This is a genomic window from Achromobacter marplatensis (assembly GCF_049060505.1).
In the GTDB taxonomy this organism is placed as follows: Bacteria; Pseudomonadota; Gammaproteobacteria; order Burkholderiales; family Burkholderiaceae_B; genus Achromobacter; species Achromobacter marplatensis_A.
This window is the reverse complement of sequence record NZ_JBMGRB010000002.1, coordinates 276558-295463: the sequence shown is the minus strand read 5'-3', so window position 1 is coordinate 295463 and position 18906 is coordinate 276558. Positions and strand designations below refer to the sequence as shown.

The 18906-nt window shown below is 65.0% G+C and carries 16 protein-coding genes; 5 read left to right on the top strand and 11 right to left on the bottom strand.

Going from position 1 to position 18906, the window contains the following annotated elements:
• Positions 1 to 129: 129 nt before the first annotated feature.
• Positions 130 to 1017, top strand: a complete 888-nt coding sequence (locus ACI0FO_RS06100; protein WP_416024975.1) for a LysR substrate-binding domain-containing protein — start codon at positions 130 to 132, stop codon at positions 1015 to 1017.
• Between the two features lie 4 nt (positions 1018 to 1021).
• On the opposite strand, the gene ACI0FO_RS06095 is transcribed toward ACI0FO_RS06100, so the two are convergent.
• From ACI0FO_RS06095 to ACI0FO_RS06080, 4 genes are all read right to left on the bottom strand, one after another.
• Positions 1022 to 1351: a YciI family protein gene (locus ACI0FO_RS06095; RefSeq protein WP_416024973.1), complete on the bottom strand. Its 330-nt coding sequence runs from the start codon at positions 1349 to 1351 to the stop codon at positions 1022 to 1024.
• Between the two features lie 66 nt (positions 1352 to 1417).
• The gene (locus ACI0FO_RS06090; protein WP_416024971.1) at positions 1418 to 1918 is read right to left on the bottom strand and encodes a hypothetical protein; all 501 of its coding nucleotides are present in this window, start codon (positions 1916 to 1918) and stop codon (positions 1418 to 1420) included.
• A 152-nt stretch (positions 1919 to 2070) separates the two neighbouring features.
• Positions 2071 to 2763: a hypothetical protein gene (locus ACI0FO_RS06085; RefSeq protein WP_416024969.1), complete on the bottom strand. Its 693-nt coding sequence runs from the start codon at positions 2761 to 2763 to the stop codon at positions 2071 to 2073.
• 152 nt (positions 2764 to 2915) lie between these two features.
• Entirely contained in the window at positions 2916 to 8252 is a 5337-nt protein-coding gene (locus tag ACI0FO_RS06080) for an autotransporter domain-containing protein (protein WP_416024967.1), read from the bottom strand.
• Positions 8253 to 8586: 334 nt separating this feature from the next.
• Here ACI0FO_RS06080 and ACI0FO_RS06075 point away from each other — a divergent pair, with 334 nt between their 5' ends.
• Positions 8587 to 10365: a tetratricopeptide repeat protein gene (locus tag ACI0FO_RS06075; protein ID WP_416024965.1), complete on the top strand. Its 1779-nt coding sequence runs from the start codon at positions 8587 to 8589 to the stop codon at positions 10363 to 10365.
• A gap of 75 nt (positions 10366 to 10440) precedes the next feature.
• Here the strand turns inward: ACI0FO_RS06075 and ACI0FO_RS06070 are convergent, their stop codons facing one another.
• Positions 10441 to 10824, bottom strand: coding sequence for a winged helix-turn-helix transcriptional regulator (locus ACI0FO_RS06070; RefSeq protein ID WP_416024963.1), 384 nt, complete (start codon positions 10822 to 10824; stop codon positions 10441 to 10443).
• A gap of 132 nt (positions 10825 to 10956) precedes the next feature.
• Between ACI0FO_RS06070 and ACI0FO_RS06065 the strand changes: the two genes are divergently transcribed.
• A complete protein-coding gene (locus ACI0FO_RS06065) occupies positions 10957 to 11940 on the top strand; it encodes an NADPH:quinone reductase (protein WP_416024961.1) in 984 nt (327 codons plus the stop codon).
• A gap of 210 nt (positions 11941 to 12150) precedes the next feature.
• Here ACI0FO_RS06065 and msrA read toward each other — a convergent pair whose 3' ends face one another.
• From msrA to ACI0FO_RS06040, 5 genes are all read right to left on the bottom strand, one after another.
• Positions 12151 to 12840 carry a peptide-methionine (S)-S-oxide reductase MsrA gene (msrA, locus tag ACI0FO_RS06060; protein ID WP_416024959.1) on the bottom strand — a complete coding sequence of 230 codons (690 nt, stop codon included), beginning with the start codon at positions 12838 to 12840 and terminating at the stop codon, positions 12151 to 12153.
• Positions 12841 to 12871: 31 nt separating this feature from the next.
• The gene (gene msrB, locus ACI0FO_RS06055) at positions 12872 to 13366 is read right to left on the bottom strand and encodes a peptide-methionine (R)-S-oxide reductase MsrB (protein ID WP_416024957.1); all 495 of its coding nucleotides are present in this window, start codon (positions 13364 to 13366) and stop codon (positions 12872 to 12874) included.
• Between the two features lie 79 nt (positions 13367 to 13445).
• Positions 13446 to 13802 carry a pentapeptide MXKDX repeat protein gene (locus ACI0FO_RS06050; RefSeq protein ID WP_416025669.1) on the bottom strand — a complete coding sequence of 119 codons (357 nt, stop codon included), beginning with the start codon at positions 13800 to 13802 and terminating at the stop codon, positions 13446 to 13448.
• Between the two features lie 51 nt (positions 13803 to 13853).
• Complete coding sequence (locus tag ACI0FO_RS06045; RefSeq protein ID WP_416024955.1) at positions 13854 to 14645, bottom strand: molybdopterin-dependent oxidoreductase; 792 nt, start codon at positions 14643 to 14645, stop codon at positions 13854 to 13856.
• 10 nt (positions 14646 to 14655) lie between these two features.
• A complete protein-coding gene (locus ACI0FO_RS06040) occupies positions 14656 to 15288 on the bottom strand; it encodes a cytochrome b/b6 domain-containing protein (protein ID WP_416024953.1) in 633 nt (210 codons plus the stop codon).
• A 144-nt stretch (positions 15289 to 15432) separates the two neighbouring features.
• On the opposite strand from ACI0FO_RS06040, the gene ACI0FO_RS06035 reads away from it, so the two are divergent.
• Positions 15433 to 16161: a response regulator transcription factor gene (locus ACI0FO_RS06035; protein ID WP_416024951.1), complete on the top strand. Its 729-nt coding sequence runs from the start codon at positions 15433 to 15435 to the stop codon at positions 16159 to 16161.
• Positions 16158 to 17630: a sensor histidine kinase gene (locus tag ACI0FO_RS06030; protein ID WP_416024949.1), complete on the top strand. Its 1473-nt coding sequence runs from the start codon at positions 16158 to 16160 to the stop codon at positions 17628 to 17630. Before ACI0FO_RS06035 ends, ACI0FO_RS06030 begins: the two co-directional genes overlap by 4 nt.
• A 25-nt stretch (positions 17631 to 17655) precedes the next feature.
• Here the strand turns inward: ACI0FO_RS06030 and ACI0FO_RS06025 are convergent, their stop codons facing one another.
• Positions 17656 to 18813 (bottom strand): NAD(P)H-dependent flavin oxidoreductase, encoded by a 1158-nt coding sequence (locus ACI0FO_RS06025; RefSeq protein WP_416024947.1) that lies wholly within the window; start codon positions 18811 to 18813, stop codon positions 17656 to 17658.
• Positions 18814 to 18906: the final 93 nt, after the last annotated feature.

Sequence of the window (18906 nt, the reverse complement as noted above, 5' to 3'; positions counted from 1 at the left end):
TCGTGGGTTGGATGACCGGCGGTAAATCGCCGATCCGTGCCGCTAATGTAGGAATACGCAGGGCGGCTGACAAAGGTTCATTTGTCAGCTATAAGAAGAGAATATCTCATCTATATGCCGGGGCTGTCGATGCAACGCCGATTTCTTCCGCTCTCTGCGCTTCGGGCTTTCGAGGCCGCCGCGCGCCTGGGCAGTTTCAAGGCCGCGGCCAGCGAGCTGGCGGTAACGCCGACCGCCGTCAGCCACCAGATCCGCGCGCTGGAGGCGCAGATCGGGCGGGTTCTGTTTGATCGCCAGGTGCGCAAGGTGTCGCTAAGCGACGCGGGCGCGCAGCTGTACCCGGTGCTGCGCGACGGGTTCGACGCGTTCGAGGCGACGCTGGCCCGGTTGATGCAACAGCCAACGCGCAGTCAGGTCAGTATCTCGGCGACGAATGCCTTTACCGTGAAATGGCTGGTGCCGCGCATGAGCGATTTCCGCAGCCGGCATCCCGGCATCGACTTGCAATTGCAGGCAAGCGACGACCTCGTCGACCTGCGATCGACGGCGGTTGACATCGCGATTCGTTATGGCCGTGGGCCGTATCCCGGCTTGGTCACCGAGCCCCTGTTCACCGATCGGTTCGCGCCCGTGGCCAATCCGCGTCTGGGTGTCGTGTCGGCGGACGACCTGGCTCGCGTGCCGTTGATCCGTTTCGACTGGAAACGTCCCTTGCCGGACAACCCCACCTGGGAACGTTGGTTCGCGGTCGCAGGGCGGCCCCTGCCGCCAGAAGCGGGTCAACTTCGATTTTCCGACGAAGGCCATGCCATACAGGCGGCCGTGGCAGGCCATGGCATCGCGCTGGTCAGCCTGGCGCTGATCGCCGACGAACTGGAAGCGGGTCATCTGGTGCAGCCCTTTGGACCCGCGATCGAGGGGCACACCTACCATTTGGCCAGGCACGCTGATCGACCGCCTTCGGCGCCCGTCCAGGCGGTGGCGCAATGGTTGCGTTTGCAGGCGGCGGCAGGCTGATCCGCTACGGCTGTTGCAGCGGCCAGACCTCAACGACACCGTGCGCGACCGCGCAGGGGGTTCGCGACACCATGTCTATCGCCTCGGCCAGATTGGCAGCTTCGATGAGGGCAAAGCCCGCCACCGGCATGGGCGATTTCATGAAGGGTTGATGCGTGGTTTCCACCCCGGCGGCCTCGGGATTGCGCACCTGCACGGGCTGGCCTGCAATGCCCATCAGCACGCCGCTTTTCTGCAGCGCGGCGTCGTGGGCATGGGCAGCATCGCGAAGGGCGGCCGGCGTGCGGTCGTAGCCCGCCTGGTCACCATATCCGATCGTTACGAACATTGGCATGGTCGGTCTCCTTGAGAGGTTGAAAGATCCATCGCCGGCCATGCCCGTCTGCGTCAGGCCGGCATGTCAGCCGTGCTTGCCGAAACCCCCGCTGGCCCAGTCCGAGGCGCGCTGGACGGTTAGCTTGTAGGTCGGCGCGACATGGGTTTGGGCCAGTTGCTCGCCGAATTCGTCGTAGGCGCTTAGCACGGCATAGGGTTCGTCTTCGTCCGGCACGATGTCCAGCTTCACGGTCAGGCGGCCGGCGGCGGCGTCGATCTTCACGCTTTTGTGCAGCGTCGCATGCAATTGCTGTTCATGGCGGCGCAGGACTTCATTGGCGGTTTTGACCAACGTGAAGAAGGCAGGGGAGTCGAGCGGCTTGGGGTTCTTTTTGTCACGGCCCATGGTCCAGGGGCCCACCAGGGCTGGCTCGGCTTGTCCGTCCAGGGTCATTTCGACAGCCCAACCGTCATCGTCCTCGTTTTTGATGATCCGGGCGGTCCAGCCGTCATCGCGCCAAAGCCTGGCCTCTTGTTCCTTTCGGTCTTCGGGCATGCCAGTCTCGGGGGTGAGGGTGTCATTCACTGCGGTAATTCTCCTGGATTCGGTGGCGTGCGGCGCCGCGGCTAGGCGGTCGTGAGCTTGGGCACTGTAGCCCGGCGCGTGCGGGAATGCCGGGCGCCCGGGCGGCTTGCAGGACAATTTTGGCATAACCGCATGCGGCAGGCGCTTGCCGCCTATAGCTTATCCAGCCGGGCGGGGTCGAATTCCCAGCGATGCGTCGAATCAGCCGTGCATTGAATGACCGTCTTGATGGACCGCTTGGGGCCCACATCCTTGAGCTTGACCTCTCCGTTACATACCGGGCAGTCTCCGCTCAAGGTGGTGAGGTAGACGCGCCCCGACGGGTCGGATTCGACGTTGATCAGATCGGCAAGGCGGACAAATCCATTCCGAATCAGGCGGTAACCGATAAAGAGCGCGAATCCGCTGGGAATGACCAGCCAGAACCACCAGACGCCCCATCTGAAAGCCATTTCGCCAAGCGTCGCCAATACGCCGGCCGCGCCCGCCGCCGCCAGCCAGGACTGCTTCAGGGCGCGGCCGCCCAACGCAATGGGAGTGACGCTGGTTCGAACGAGCGCCGGCCGGCTCCAGCCGCCCTCGCGGGACGGGGGAGTTTGATACCCGGGCGCAATGATGGGATCCGGGTCGGCATTGAAGCCGCCCGATGCCGGCGTCTTCCTGGGCTCGGAAAGGCCGGATAAGGTCCTTTGGCATTCATCGCAAAGACGGCCGCGACCACGATGCGCGGCCCCACAGGTTTGGCAATGCACGTGCGCTTCCTCGCGAATGATTGCAACGGCCGAAAGGATACAACCATTGACGGTTCGGGGCCGGCGTGCGCCGCCCGGCGCATAGCGAGCCACGGGGTTAAGGCGGGCTTCTCGACCGGACGGCATGCAGCTTCCCGGGTTGGACCAGCAGCAGTCGGTGGACCCATAACAGGCATGGGCAGCCGGCCGGCGGCGGTACAAGGCCGCCTCCGACCGTTCCGACCGTTCCGGTCGACCCTGCCCGATCAGAACCGGTAGCGCACGTCCAGCGTGCCGGTGTTTTGACGGTTGCCGTCGCCGAATTGCCCGCCATAAGCGACTCCGACCGTGGTGCGTTTGCTGACCTCGATGCCCACCGCCAGTTCCACCACGGCCGCGTCCCGCGCAACGGGCGCGCCAGTCACCGTGAACGAATCGCCGCCCTGGACGAAGGCCAGCGCGCTAGCCGGATTGACGTCGCCGAAGGCATGGCGCCACCCCAGCGTGCCGCGCGCGTAACCGCGTGCGCCCGCGCTGTCGAAGCGGGTCAGCGCATGCAGCCCAAGGGTGGTGGTGGTGACGTCGTTGCGGCTGCTTTGTCCGCGCAGCGCCGCGTCGCCGCCTGATTCCGAAAAGCCTCGCGTGCGCATATCGCTGTAGTTCGCCGCGACAAAAGGCTCCAGGGTGAGATGGTCATTTACCGCTGCGGCGTAGCCCAGTTCGGTGAAGAACTGGCTGGTGCTGGCGCTGTAGCTGGCCTTCAGCGTCTGGTCGAGCCCCGCAGCGGCGGTGTTGCGCTGCGTGTCCAGATCGCTCCAGGTGTAGGCCGCACCCAGCGTTAAATTGACCTTGCCCGCGCCCGCGTCGAACGCCTTGCCACCGTAGACGGCGATGCTGTAGCTGTCGACTTCGGTGCTGGAGGCGCGGTCGGCGGTTCGGCTGCGGCCGTCGTTGTAGCCTAACGCGCCGCCCAGGCGCCAGCCGGCGCCGACGGCGTGGTCCCCGCCGATGGTGATGCCGGCGTCGGAGAGGGTCGTTTTGGCCGTATTGCCGTCGCCACCCAGCGTGGTCCAGTTGCCCGATACCTGTGTCCACAACGGCTGGGCGGCCGTCCGCGGCAGCGCGGCCGCATCGCCCAGACCAAGCTGGGCGGTAGGCGCGCCGGGCAGCCAGCCCGCATCGAGATTGGCGCGCAGGCGCGTGATGGGCGCCTGGCTGAAGGTGCTGGTCAATCCTTGCAGCGCCGAGATCGCGCTGGCGTGCGGTTCGCCGGAGAGGGCGTTGTAGGCCGCAGGCGGCGCGCCGTCGGGCAGGTTCAGCACATGCTGGTAGAGCGCGCTGTTCGTGGGCAGGCTTTGCAGCGCCCCGGCGACGGCGCGCTGGTTGCCCGTGTCGGCGGCGTCGGCGAACTGGATCGGGCGCGTGCCACCGTCGTCGGGCACTTCCTTCAAGTTCACCGTCAGATCGACGCGGTGGCTGCCGTATGACAGCGACGGCGTCAGGAAAGCCAGGTTGCTGGACACCGCGTCAAAACGCCCCAGCACGCCATTGTCGGCGCTCAGGATGGTGTAGGTCGTCGACGGGGCATAGTTGCCGTTTCGGGCCATCTGCACGACTGAACCTGACAGCGTGGCCGTGCCCGCCACATGCACGCCGCTATTCTGCCCGCCGGCGGTCGACGCGACGCGATAGGTGGCGCCCGGCTGGAATGTCAGGTCGCCCCGCAGCTGCATCTGGCCGAAAGGTTGGGCGGCATTACCGGGCGACAGCGCGGCGCCGGATCCGATGGTCACGCTGTTCAAGGTGCCGATGCCCGTGAGGGTCGTGCCCGCTGCGGCCTGGAGCTGGCCACCGAGCTTGCCGTCGACCTGCAGGGTGCCGGCGGCCAACTGTGTCGTGCCGGTATAAGCGCTGCTGTCGCCCGTCATGAGCAGGGCGCCCGCGCCGAGCTTGGTCGTGGCGCCGGCGCCGGAAAGCGCGCCGGCGTAGGTGGAGTCGTCCGAGCGGTTGAAGATCAGGCTGCCCTGGTTGACGATATCGCCGAGGATCGAACCGGCAGCCCCGCCGTCGCCGACCTGCAGCGTGCCTGAGTCGATCGTGGTCACGCCGGTGTGTGTGTTCTGGCCCGTTAGCACCAGCGTGCCCATGCCCGCCTGGCGTAGTTCGCCTGCTCCGCTGAGGTTGCCCGCGAATACCACGCGGTCGGCGCGCTTGAAGGCGAGCACCGCCCCGGCGGAAAGATCGGCGTTGCCGGCGATGCTGCCCGAGCCGGCGCCATTGCCCACTTGCAGCGTGCCGGCCCGGACCGAGGTGCCGCCCAGATAGGTGTTGTCGCCGGTCAGCACGAGGGTGCCAGCGCCCAATTTGGCCAAACCGCCTTCGCCGGAAAGCGCCTGTGCGACCGTGAAGGTGTTGCCGGCGTCGGCAATGTCAAGACCGCCGCCCGCGGCGCCCAGCGTCATGCCGCGGCCCGTGCTCTGGAATCCCGTGCCGGTCACGCGTAGCGTGCCGCCCTGAAACTCCAGGCCGGCCGTGGAGGCACCGAGGTTGCCGTCGGTGGACACCGAAAGCGTGCCCAGGGTCAGGCGCGTGGCCAGCGTGTAGGCGTTGGCGCCGTTAAGCACCAGCGTGCCCAGCCCCGTCTTGTTGATACCGTTGCCGGTCAGCACGTTGTCGATGGTGGCCGTCCATGATGCAGAGGCCGGGCTGCCATCGCCGACACGCACTTCGCCCAGCGGCGTGGACGGGAGGCCCCCCAGCGTCAGCGCGTCGCCGTCCAGCCGATAGCCGTCGCTGGCAAACTGTATGCCAACGGCGGATACCGCTCCTGGCGTCGCATTGACCGTCACAGTGCCTGCGGCGCCGCCGAAAATCGCAAAAGCGTCGGCGGGCTGGCGAGGCGCTGTCACGGCGCCAACGTCGTTTGTCCAGTTGGCGCCGGTCAACGACCATATGCCCGAGCCGCCGCCCATCTGGCTGGGGCTGGCCAATCCATTGGCGTTCCAGAAATTCAGTTCCGCGCCTGCGGTGTTGACCAGGTTGATCGATCCGGCAAGGTACTGAATGGACATGTCCGCAGGCCCGGCGAGGCCGGCGCCGGACGTGGACAGCAAGCCGGTATAGTCGAATAGCCGATACACCCCGATGCCGAAACCGCCGGCATTCTGTATGTTTAGCTGGCTGCCGTTCAGGCGCAGGTCGCCGTTGACCGTCACGCTATGGCTGGCGCCGGACGCGCCCAGGCTGAAGTCGACCAGGCTGGAAGCCCCCAAGGTGAGGTCGCCGTTAACCGTAAACACGCCGCCCGGAGTACCCGGCGCCAGGCGGCCGCCCGCCGTGACGGTGACGTCACCATTGACTTGACCAAAACCGCCCAGCGTGGCCTGGTTGTTCACGGTGATATCGCCATTGACGCGCGCCGTGGCGTGCGAGGCGTCGGCGCCGATCTGCAGCAAACCCCCCATCACCTGGGTGTTGCCGGTATAGCTATTGACGCCGTTTAGCGCCAGCGTGCCCATTCCATACTTGTCCAGGCCGCCGGTGCCCGCGATCCTTCCGGCGTAAGCGCCCGTCTGCAAGGTCAGCGTCGTGGCGCCAAGAGTCACCTCTCCGCCGTTGCCGTTCAGCGTTTGAAACGCATGGTTGACGCTGGCGGACAGGTTTAACGCGCCGCCGGCGTTGACCGTGATAGGCGCGTTTGCGCTCAGGCTGGCTCCCAATCCCAAAGCCAGGGTGCCGCCATTGATCGTAAGACCGCCCTCGAACGGATTCGCGCCAGTCAGCGTCTGCGTGCCGGTGCCTGCCTTGACCAGCCCGCCCGTGCCGGAAATGACGCCCTGGAAGGTGTTGCTGGTGCTGCTGTTCAGCGTCAACGTATTGGCGCCCAGGATGACGTTGCCCGCGCCCAGCAGCGCCGGCAGCGTCTGGTTCCCCGCAGCGCTCAGATCCAGTGTCGTGCCAGATGCCAGGTTGGTGATCGACGAGGCCAGACTGCCTCCCGCGCGGATTGCCAGCGTGCCGGCGGTGACGCGGGTTTCACCGGTATGGGTATTCGCGCCAGCAAGCATCAGCGTGCCCACGCCGGATTTGCTAAGGACTCCCGTGCCGGAGAGGACGCCGGCATAGGTGCCGCTGGTGTCCTGCGCGAACGCCAGCGTGCCATTGTTGGCGATGTCGCCTTGCAAGCTGGCGGCGTCACCGTGCAGGGTGGCTCCGGCGTTGACGGTGGTGCCGCCGACATAGGCGTTCATGCCGCGCAGCGTAAGCGTGCTGCCGCTTGCCACGGCCAGGCCGCCCGTTCCCGACAGGTCGCCCGACAGGGTGAAGGGGCGGGCGCCGGTTGCCAGCAGTCCGCCCGTGGCCGCGTCGATGGGCACGAGTTCGATGTGATTGGCCACCGTCAGGCCGTCGTCGGCGGCGGAGAGGCTACCGCCGCGTGCGGTAATGGAGCCCGTGCCAAGCACCGCGCCATTCATAAGATTCGCTAAGCCGCCATTCAGGCTGATCGCGCCGCCGTCGGTCAGCGGCGCGTCAGTCAGCGTCCAGGTGCCGCTGTTGATCTGCAATTGCTGGAAATTGATGTAGGTGTCGCCCGAGGCGCTGCCCGTGCCGTTCGTGCCACTCCCCGTACCCGCCGGCAATACGTTTTGCAGAACCAGCGTGTTGTTGCCGCCCGCGCCGCCATCGATCTTGCCCGGTGGCGCAAAGCGCAGGCCCGCCATGCCGGTAACGGTAAGGTCTGCCGTGGCGGAGTGCTGTCCGGCTATGACGGTGCCGCCGGTCACGGCGGTAAAGGTGTTCTCTCGGCCCTGGCCCAGCGACACGCTGCCAACGATAAGCCCGGCATTGGTAAAGCGGTTTCCGGTCTGGACGAGCGCGGGGGCCTCGAACGCGACGCGGCCCGTAATCGTGCCCTGATTGACGAATTCGACCCTGCCGCCGCCAAAGGCGGCCACGACGGGCAGGTCCGGGCCATCGATCTGCAGGCTCGAAATCGGGGCGCTGCGTATCATGCCGGCATTACTAAGATAGCTGACGCCGCCGCTGACGTTCTGGACGGCCATCGCCATGCCATTCAAGTCGGGGAGGGCCACGTAGCCGCCTGCGGTGCCCGCGATGGTTCCGCTGCTCGTGTTGACGATGCGCTGGATGCTGGCGGCGCCATTACCGACTGTCAGCCCGGCCGAAGGCAGAGTGGGGCGGCCGAGCAGGTTGGAGTCGATCCTGCCTGCGTTGGTCAATGCCACATTGTCGCCGGTTAGCGCCATCGCCGCGCCGCCGTTATTCAGCAAGACCCCCAACGATGCGTCCGGCGCCACGTCGACGATGAGGCCGTTTGCGCCGCTGGAGAAGCTCGGCGCCGCGGGGTCGGCTTCCCCTATGCAAACCACGCTGGTGCCCAATTCCGTGCAGGCGGCCTGAACCGCCGCACTTAACGCGGACAGGCCGATCGTAAGCGCCAGCTGTGTCGCATAGCGGGGCCGGCGCCCCGTTACACAGCCCCCGGCCGGCGACTGTCCGCCGCGCGATTGCGATGCCAGTTCCGACGCGGCCTGCCAGACGCATAAGCTGCGGTTCCATACCAGGCGGTAAATGTGATTCAAAACAGGAGCTCCGGGGTGCGGTAAGGCGGGCATTCCCAACAGCGCGACAAGATCGCCCGCAGGCGCCTTTTCGTCGCACGGTCGAACGCCAGATGTCTGCTTTGGGAAGATTGCGGCGGGTGAATGTAATCGGGCTCAATAAATACTCTATTGGCATGGACGGTAATCGGTCGAAAAAAGGAAAAAATTCGGTCTTTTCGGCCGTATGTGGGCGGATAGGGCGGGCCTGCCGTGGCGCAGGGGCGTCTGCCCGGTCATTGCGTGGAATCGCCCGTGGCATGAGGGATAATGCCTGCTCGTTGACTGCCGTCTTCCTGTCGTGGATCTTGATCGCTTGGACAAGAACAGCCCGCCCGCCGTCCCTGCGCTGACCCTCTCAACCGCGTTAAGCCAAGCGTGCGCGCATTGGGACGCGGGCCAGGCGGCGCATGCCGAACAGCTTTGCTTGCGAGTGCTGGAGGTGGCGCCGGACCATCCCGGCGCGCGCCATCTGCTGGGTCTGATGGCGCATGCCTACGGACGGTTGGACGCCGGTATCGAGCACATGCGGGCGGCTTGTCGGTCGCCGCTTGCGCCGGGCGCCTGCTACAGCAATCTGGCCGAGATGTGCCGCCAGAAAGGGCTGTTGGACGAAGCGGAAACGGCGGCACGGCGCGCGGTGGCGCTGGAGCCCCAATCGGTTGAGGGCTGGAACAACCTGGGCATCATCTTGCAAGAGTCCGGCCAACTGGCCGCCAGCCTGGAATGCCTGCAGCGCGTCGCGGCGCTATTGCCCGACAGTCCCGAGGTCCACAACAATCTGGGCAACACCTGCAAGCGGCTGGGCGATAACACCCAGGCGCTGGCGTATTACGGCCGCGCGCTGGCATTGAATCCCGATTACGCGCAAGCGCTCTGCAACCAATCGCTGGCCTTAAGCGATGACGGTCGCCATGAAGAGGCCGTGGCCGCCATTCGGCGCGCCATCGACCTTGACCCTTTGATGCCGAACGGCCATCAGATCCTGGCGCGCGTCGAGCTTGCTCGGGATACCACCAAGGCCGAAGGCGTGCCGGCAGATCCAGAGACGATTGCGCGGTGGCGGCTAGCCGCCCAGACACTCCGTTCGCAGGGCAGGGTGGACGACGCGTGCGCGATGCTTGAACGCATCGTGCGCGCCGTGCCGGGCGACGCCGGCGCGCGGTTCAATTGGGCCGAAATGTTGCTGCTGCAAGGGGACTTCGAGGCGGGTTGGCGCGAGTATCGCTTCCGCTACCGGATGGCGCATACCGCGATGCGAGAACGGCACGTGCAGAAGCCGCGATGGGCGGGGCAGTTCATCGAAGGCAAGACATTGCTGATCCATGACGAACAGGGATACGGCGACACCTTCCAGTTTTTGCAGCTGGTGGCGTGGGCGCGCGAACGCAGCGGCGCGCGCGTGGTCCTGGAAATCAATGCGGATATCCATGCGCTGGCCAAGCGCGGCGAGGGTTTCGACGAGATCATCCGTGCCGGAACGATACCGCCGGCGTTCGATTTCCACTGTGAATTGATGAGTTTGCCGCTTGCGCTGGGTTTGCGCCTGAGCGACCTGCCGGCTCGTACCGCGTATCTGCGCGCCGACCCGCCGAGGGTCGAATTTTGGCGCAAACGCCTGGCGGCGTTGCCGCGGCCATGGGTCGGGCTGGTGTGGGCGGGGCGTCCAAGCCATCCCAACGATGCGCAGCGGTCATTGTCGCTGGCCGACCTGGCGCCGCTGGCGCAGCACGGCATGACCTTCATCGCACTGCAAAAGGGCGATGCGGCGGCCCAAGCCGCCACGCCGCCTCCGGGCATGGCAATGGTGTCGCTTTCCAATGACATCCACGATTTCGACGACACTGCCGCCCTCCTTACGCTGCTGGATGTGCTGGTGTCCGTGGATTCATCACCCGCGCATCTTGCGGGCGCGTTGGGTTGCCCCGTCTGGGTCATGCTGCCATTCGAGCCGGACTGGCGCTGGCTGCGCGAGCGCGCCGATACCCCGTGGTACCCCTCGATGCGGCTGTTTCGCCAACCCGCCCCGCAAGCGTGGGCGCCGGTGCTGGGGGACGTGGCGGGCGCGCTGTCAGGTCTGTCTACACGCGGCTAGCAGGCAGCGCTGTTTCTGGAATCGAAGCGTGGCGGATGGGGCAGGTGACGCCATCTATCCAGACGCGTGCCCGATTCACTTTCGAGTGCTCGTGACAGGGTTTCTCTGTTTACCGGAAGAGGGCTTGATTGCCGCGGTAGCCGCCAGGTAATGCTCGCCCCACGACTTCATTGCCTCTAGCGTGGGGGCAAGCGTCGCGCCGAGTGGCGTAAGCGTGTATTCCACCCGCGGGGGCACTTCAGCGAAGATTTCTCGGCTAATGATGCCGTTGGCCTCCAGGTCGCGAAGCTGGAGTGTCAAAGAGCGTTGCGTGACCTCGCCGATGAGTTTTCTCAACTCTCCGAAGCGTTTGGTTCCGCTAAGCAGGTAGTGAATGATCAGCGGCTTCCATCTGCCTCCCGCGATGTCCACGGTAATTTCGACCGCGCATCTGTATTCCCGCTGTTTGCTGTCTGGCATCACGCTCTCACGACGCTATTAGTATATTTAGTATACCTACGTATCATATGTGTGCCTACTTGTATATAAGCCCCTTGCAATAAATAATGCGGCCAGGAAAGGGCGCTACGTCAGTGCCCGCAGGAGAATGCAATGAAGGCTGCTTACTATGATCGCCAAGGTCCCGCGGATGAGGTGCTTCGCGTTACGGATCTGCCCGATCCGCACCTCGGACCGGGCGAGGTCCGCGTTCGCGTTTACGTGTCGGGCCTGAATCCAACCGATCTCAAGGCCCGGACGGGATTTTCATCGGCCATGCCATTCCGCCGGATCATCCCGCATCAAGACGGCGCCGGCGTGATCGATGCCGTGGGAGACCCGCAAGACGCCAAGCGCATCGGCGAAAGAGTGTGGGTCTATGAAGCCCAGCATGGGCGGCCAAGCGGAACGGCAGCAGAGTATGTCGTGGTGCCGTCCACGCAAGCTGTGCCGCTTCCCGAGCCTGTCTCGTTCGACACCGGAGCGTCGCTTGGCATTCCAGCGCTTACCGCCCACCGCTGCCTCTTCGCGGACGGGAGCCTAAGCGGATCGAACGTGTTGGTGCATGGCGGAGCAGGAGTCGTCGGAACCGCTGCCATCCTGCTTGCCAAATGGGCTGGCGCATCGGTCGTGGCCACGGTCTTGAACGCCGAGCAAGCCGCCATTGCGCGGGCGGTCGGGGCCGACCTGGTATTGGACCGCCGAGCGGATAGCATCCCTGAAGCCGTCGCGGCGCATACGGGCAATAAAGGCGTGGACCGCATCGTGGATGTCAATGTCCAAGCGAATTTGGACATCAACCTTGCGTGTCTTGCCCCTGGCGGCATTATCAGTTCATACGCGATGACGAATGCGACGGATGAACTTGCGGTGCCCCTTCTGAAAGCGATGGTGCGCGGCTGCGTGCTGCGATTCGTTTACATCTATTCCGTTCCCGCCGAGGCCAAGCGCCAAGCGGTGAAAGACATCACATCGTGTTTGATGAGCGGCGCGTACACCCCGCACATCGGTTTGAAAGTCGGGCTGGATCGTATCGCCGACGCGCATCTTGCTCTTGAGTCGTCGTCAGTGGTGGGCAAGGTTCTCATTGAAGTGTAGGCGTGTAGCGCTAGGGCATCGGGCGCATACCGTGTCGATCGGCAACCTGTCGTGCGTCAGCCATTGCCTGGCAAGACGCATCTTCAACTCGTTGGCGTAGCGTAAAGGTGGTGTTCCCAGCCGCACCGCCCGCAATCCATCTGTGACCCTGTTGCCGGAAAAGGCTCCACCTTGCCCAATGCACGTTGCGACCGACTTCATTCCCCGTTTTCAGTTCACCAGCACCGGCTTGTCGCGATAGCGGTCGGGGAACGTCTTTGCCAGGTTCTGCACCTTGGGGACGTCATTCACCATGATGTACATGCTGTACGGGTGCCGCACCAGATAATCCTGGTGATAGCCTTCGGCCGGATAGAACGCCTGCAACGGTTCGATCGTGGTGGCCAGCGCCTTGGGGTACACGCCTGTCTGGTTCAGCTGCGCGATGTAGGCTTCGGCCACCTTGCGCTGGCCGTCGTTCGCCGGGAAGACCGTTGACCGGTACTGCGTGCCGCTATCCGGACCTTGGCGGTTCAGCTGTGTGGGGTCATGCGCCACCGAGAAATAGATCTGCAGCAGCTGGCCGTAGCTGACCTGCTTAGGGTCGTAGGTGATTTCGACGGCTTCGGCGTGGCCGGTTCGTCCGCTGCTGACGGCGTCGTAGTTGGCCACGCTGGCCTGGCCGCCGGCATAGCCGGATACGGCATTGGTCACGCCCTTCACATGCTGGAAAACGGCTTGCACGCCCCAGAAGCAGCCGCCGGCGATGACGGCCTTTTCCTGCAAGGCCTGGTCTTTAGTCTGGTCGGCGGCGGGTGGCGGAATGATGAAGGCGGATTCGGCGCCCTGCGAGGCGCTGGCGGCCAGCAAGCCGCAGGTGGCGGCCAGGGCGGCGCAGGTTTTGCGGAACGGGAGGTTCATGGTTTGGCGTCCTGATAGGGGCGGTCTGGGGTCAGGCTTGGGGGGCGAAAGTCATGGCCACCCCGTTCATGCAATAGCGCAGGCCGGTCGGCCGCGGGCCATCGTCGAAGACGTGGCCCAGATGGCCGCCGCAGTTGGCGCAGTGGATGGCGGTACGGACCATGCCGAAACTGCGGTCGCGGGTTTCGCCGACGGCGGCGTCCAGCGGCTGCCAGAAGCTGGGCCAGCCGGTGCCGCTGTCGAATTTGGTCGTTGAAGAAAACAGCCGCTGTTCGCAGCCCGCGCAAGAGAACGTGCCCTTGCGGTGTTCGTCGTTCAGCGGGCTGGTGTACGGGCGTTCGGTACCCTCGCGGCGCAACACGTCGAATTGCGCGGGCGTGAGGCGGGCGCGCCATTGCGCGTCGGTCAGGGCGTAGGGAAACGAGGCGGCGGGCGTCGCGCCGCGCGCGGCCAGCATGGGAGCCAGGCCGGCGGCCAGCGCCGCAACGCCGCCCAAGCTCAGGAAATGTCTGCGATTCAATGTCATGGGATGGCTCCGTCGAGGGGTAGGGAAGCGGCCCGCCGCCCTTGCTGGCAAGCGAAGCGGGGCGGGCTGCCGCCGGGGCTTACTTTTTCATGCTGTCGTTGGCCATGCCGCCCTTGGACATGCCATCCTTAGACATCCCGTCCTTGGCCATGCCGTCCTTCTTCATCCCGTCGTGCGCCATGCCGTCCTTCTTCATCCCGTCGTGCGCCATGCCGTCTTTCGCCATGCCGCCTTTGGACATCCCGTCTTTCGCCATGCCATCCTTGGCCGTGCCGTCTTTCGACATGCCGCCCTTGGACATCCCGTCTTTCGACATGCTGTCCTTCGACATCGAATCTTTGGCCATATTGTCCTTGCTCATATTGTCGGCGGCATGGGCCGTCACGGCGCCAAAGGCCAGGCACAGGGAGAAAGCGGCGGTGGTGAGTGTCTTCATGATGGATTCCTTTGATGGAGGGGGTAAAACAGGGGTGGACAAGATTTCCACCTAGCTTCCGCCGAACCAGTTGTAGCCCTGGTCCTCCCAGTAACCGCCTGGGTAGGTGTTGGTGACGAAAATCGCCCGGATGTGCTTGGGGTTCTTGTAGCCAAGCTTGGTGGGCATGCGCAGCTTCATGGGAAAGCCGTATTCGGGCGGCAGGGTTTTGCCGTCATAGGTCAGTGCCAGGATGGTCTGCGGGTGCAGCGCCGTCGGCATATCGATGCTGGTGTAGTAGTCGTCCGAACACTTGAAGCCCACGTATTTCGCGGTCAGGTCGGCGCCCACGCGCTTCAAGAACGCGGAAAACGGCACGCCGCCCCATTTACCGATGGCGCTCCAGCCTTCCACGCAGATATGCCGCGTGACCTGGTCAATCTGGGCCATGGCGCGCAGTTCTTCCAGGCGCCATTGGCGCTTGTCGGCCACCATGCCGGTGACTTCCAGCCGGAAGGACGCTTCGTCGACATGACGGACCTCGTCGATGCCGTAATAGGCGTTGAACGGAAACGGCCGCGTGATCATCGATTCGGGGTAGGTCGGCGCCAGCTTGTTGGGGTCGAACATCCAGCCTTGCACGCGGTCGTTGAATCGGGACACGGAAGCCAGCGCCTTTTCCACGTTTTCGTCGTCGGATAGCGAGCAGCCCGATAACATTGCCAACCCGCCCAGCGTGAGGCTGTTGCGCAGGAATGTGCGGCGGGAAGGCTGTTCGACCCGTTTGGCCAACAGGTTCCTGGCCTCTTTCAGGATGGCGGGGCCATCCAGGCCCAGCAGCGACAAGCGTCTTTTCTGGCTCACGAAAGGCTCCTTATTTGCCGCGGATCATGGCGAGCAGGCTGCGCGGAACCAGCGCCACCATCACCAGATGGACCACCACGAACGCGACCAGCAGCGCCATGGCGAAGAAATGAACTCGACGCGCGAATTCGTAGCCGCCCAGCAGTTCACGCAGCAGATCGAATTGCACCGACTTCCACAACACCAGGCCGGACAACACCAGCACCACGATGTCGGCCATGACGAAGAGGTAGGCCAGTTTTTGCACCTGGTTGTAGTGGCGCAGATCGTCGTGGGCGAGCTTGCCGCGCAGGGCCGCGCCAAGGTCGGCGGCGACGCCGCGGGGACTGACAGGGAAAAATTTGCGCCACAGGCGGCCGGTGGCCACGTTCAGCGCCAGATACAGCACGCCGTTGGCGAACAGCAGCCACATGCCGGCAAAGTGCCATTGCAGGGCGCCGCCCAGCCAGCCGCCTAGCGTGATGTCGTTGGGGAAGGTGAAGTCGAAGAACGGCGCGGCGTTATAGATGCGCCAGCCGCTCATCACCATGATCACCACGGCCAGCGCGTTGATCCAATGCATCGCCCGCAGCCATCCGGGATGGATGACGCCGGCCGGGCGGGGGCCGGCCGGTGTATCGTGACGTGCGGGGCTTGCCATCATGGCGGGTCTCCGGGGTGTTCTGTCGTTGAAGCCATTCTTCCCCGGAGCCGATATCGGAGTCCTCACGCAAACTTAAAATATTTGTGATAACTCCTCGCCTGCGGATTGGCGACAATGGCAGTACTGAATTGGTCCGAGCCCCCCATGGAAACGCCCCGCCGCGTGCTGATAGTTGAAGACGACGTCCACATCGCCGAATTGCTGCGCTTGCATCTGCGCGACGAAGGCTATGCGGTGGAACATGCCGCGGACGGCAACGAAGGCATGCGGCGGCTGGAAGAGGGCAGTTGGGACGCGCTGGTCCTGGACTTGATGCTGCCCGGCATCGATGGGCTGGAAATTTGCAAGCGGGCGCGCGCCATGGCCCGCTACACCCCCATCATCATCACCAGCGCGCGGTCTAGCGAAGTGCACCGCATCCTGGGTTTGGAGTTGGGCGCGGACGACTATCTGGCCAAGCCGTTTTCCATGCTGGAATTGGTGGCGCGCGTGCGGGCGCTGCTGCGCCGCAGCGACGCGGTGGAGCGCAATGCGCGCATCGATGCCGGCAGCCTGGCCGTGCATGGGGTGTCCATCGACCCGATCGCGCGTACGGTGGACGTGGACGAACGCCGCCTGGACCTGACGCCGCGCGAGTTCGACCTGCTGCATTTCTTCGCGCGCCACCCCGACAAGGTCTTCTCGCGCATGGATCTGTTGAACCATGTCTGGGGGTACCAGCACGAAGGCTACGAACACACCGTGAATACGCACATCAATCGGCTGCGCACCAAGATCGAAGCCGATCCCTCCAACCCGCAGCGCATCCTGACCGTCTGGGGCAGGGGCTACAAGTTCGCGGCGGCGTCGGGCGGCAACGGAGCCGCATCATGAAACGTTTCAGTTTGACCCAACGCCTGTCCGGCGTTTTTGCGTTGCTGCTGCTGGCTAGTTGCGGCGCATCGGCCTGGTTGCAGATCGCCGCCAATTCCCGCTACGAGCAGGAAGTCGTGCAGCGTTTGTCCAGCGGGCTGGCGCAGCATATCGCCGGCACGACCGAACTGATGGACACCAATGGCTGGAAGCCGGACGCCGTGCGTTCGCTGTTCGATATGCTGATGGCGGTGAATCCCGCGGTAGAGGTCTATCTGTTGTCGAACGACGGCCGCATCGTGGGCGATGCGGCGCCAGCGGGGCAGATCAAGCGGGACCGCGTGGATCTGGCGCCTGTCAAGCGGCTGCTGGACGGCGGGATGCTGCCTATCGCGGGCGACGATCCGCGCAGTCTGGACGCGCAGAAAGTGTTCAGCGCCGCGCCCGTGCGGGTGGCGGGGCAGGACAAGGGCTATGTGTATGTGGTGCTGCAGGGCCAGGCGCACGATGCGTTGGCGATGTCCGTGTCGCGCAGTTCGGTGTTGCGCACGACGCTGTGGTCGATTGCGCTGGTGGCCCTGCTGGGGTTGGTGGCCGGCCTGACCGCCTTTGCCTTGATCACGCGGCCACTGCGCGGCCTGACCCGGGCGGTGCGTGCCTTTGACGGCGACGACGGCCAGGCGCTGGCCGCGCTGGAGCGCCCGGGCGACGCCTCGGACAAAAGCGGCGACGAAATATCAGTGTTGCGGCGCAGCTTCGTGCAGATGGGCCGCCGGATTTCCGACCAATGGCGCGAACTGACCCGGCAGGACCAGCAGCGGCGCGACCTGGTCGCCAATATCTCGCACGATTTGCGCACGCCCCTGACATCCCTGCATGGCTATCTGGAAACGTTGCGCCTGAAGGACGACACGCTGGATGCCAGCGAACGCCGCCGCTATCTGGACATTGCGTTGGCGCAAAGCCGCAAGGTAGGCCGGCTGGCGCAAGAACTGTTCGAACTGGCGCGGCTGGAATCCGGCTTGGTGCGGCTGGAGCCTGAAACGTTTTCACTGCCGGAACTGGTGCAGGACGTGCTGCAGAAGTTTGAATTAGCCGCAGAGGCGCGCCAGCAACAATTGACGACGGATATCCCCCAGGCCTTGCCGCTGGTGCGCGCCGACCTGGGGCTGATCGAACGCGTCCTGACGAACTTGCTGGACAACGCCATCCGGCACAGTCCGCCGGGTGGCCGGATCGAGCTGCAGTTGGGCGTTGCGCAGAGCCGGGTGCAGGTGCAGGTCAGTGATTCCGGCAAGGGGATTCCGCCCGAACTGCGCGCGGGACTGTTCACGCGGGCTTCGGCGTTAAGCCGCGGGCCGCGCGACGGCGGCGGGTTGGGGCTGGTGATCGTGCAGCGCATCCTGCAGCTGCATCAAAGCGAGATCCGGCTGGTGGAACGCGCCGAGCGTGGCGCGGTGTTCCAGTTCGACTTGTCGGCAGCGCGTTGACGTTCACCGGCCCATCGCCAAGGTGTCAGGCTGCAGCGGGCATCTTGCCGTGCAGCAGGTAGTCCATCAGTTCGCGTACCGAGCGCATGGCGTCGCCGAACGGCAGCTTTGACGCGCCCCGGAAGAACAGGCCACGGCTGACTTCGCCGCGCAGGGCGGCGGCCAGCTTCAGGTCAATGCAGAATTGGCCGAAACGCGACAGACCATCGCGCAGGCCGCATTGCGTCAGGCAATCCATGCGCTGGCTGCAACGTCGGGGATCGGCGCGGGTGCCGGCTTGCAGCGTCTTTTCCTGGCGCAGGTAGCGGGTCAGCCACGGCGTTGCCACCGCGCGTGCCGGCAGGCCGGCGACGCTGGTGAATTCGGCCAGTTCGGCGGGGTTCGCATCCATCAGCACGCGCTTGAAGTTCTCGTGCGCATCGCCCTCATGGGTGACGGCGAACGCCGTCCCTACCTGCACGCAGTCGGCGCCGTTGGCCAGCCAGTGGCGCACCTGTTCGTGGCTGCCGACGCCGCCCGCGACGATCAGACGGGGGGCGTCCTGGCCCAGTTGCAGCTCGTCGAAAAGCGCGTGGCATTCGCTCAGGACGCGTTGGAAATCGAAGCGTTCGTTGTGGATGTCGTCCAGGCGCGCCGCGCCCAGATGCCCGCCCGCGTGGCCCGGATGTTCAATGACCACGGCGTCGGCAAGCTTGCCTTTCTTCATCCATTTCTTCAGCACGACCGCCACGCCGCGCGCTTCCGACAGGATCGGCACTAGCGCGACCTTCGGGAAATCGGCCGTCATTTCAGGCAGGTCCATCGGCAGGCCCGCGCCCATCACGATGGCCTGCGCGCCGCTTTCGCACGCCTGGCGCACCAGGGCGGGGTGGCCGCGCACGGCCTTCATGACGTTGACCGCGATCAGGCCGCGCCCTTGCGCCGCGTCCAGCGCGGCACGCACTTCGCGGTCCAGCGCGACCAGGTTGGCGCTGTCGATGACGTCGCGGTCATTGCATTTGTCGGTTTTTTCAAGCAGGTCGGGGTGGTGATGGCGCAAATCGATGCTGGCGATGGTGCCTACCGCGTTCTGGCTGGCAACCGCGCCAGCCAGGCGGTGAGCGGACACGCCCACGCCCATGCCGCCCTGAACGATGGGCAGCAATTCGCGGCCGGCGAGTTTGAGTGATTTGAACCACGTCATGTTGAGTCTTTCCTCTGGTCAAGTGGACAGAGGCTAGAGCAAGGGATGACGGGTCGCCTTGCGCGGGATCAAGCGGGCAGGCAATGGCGGGGC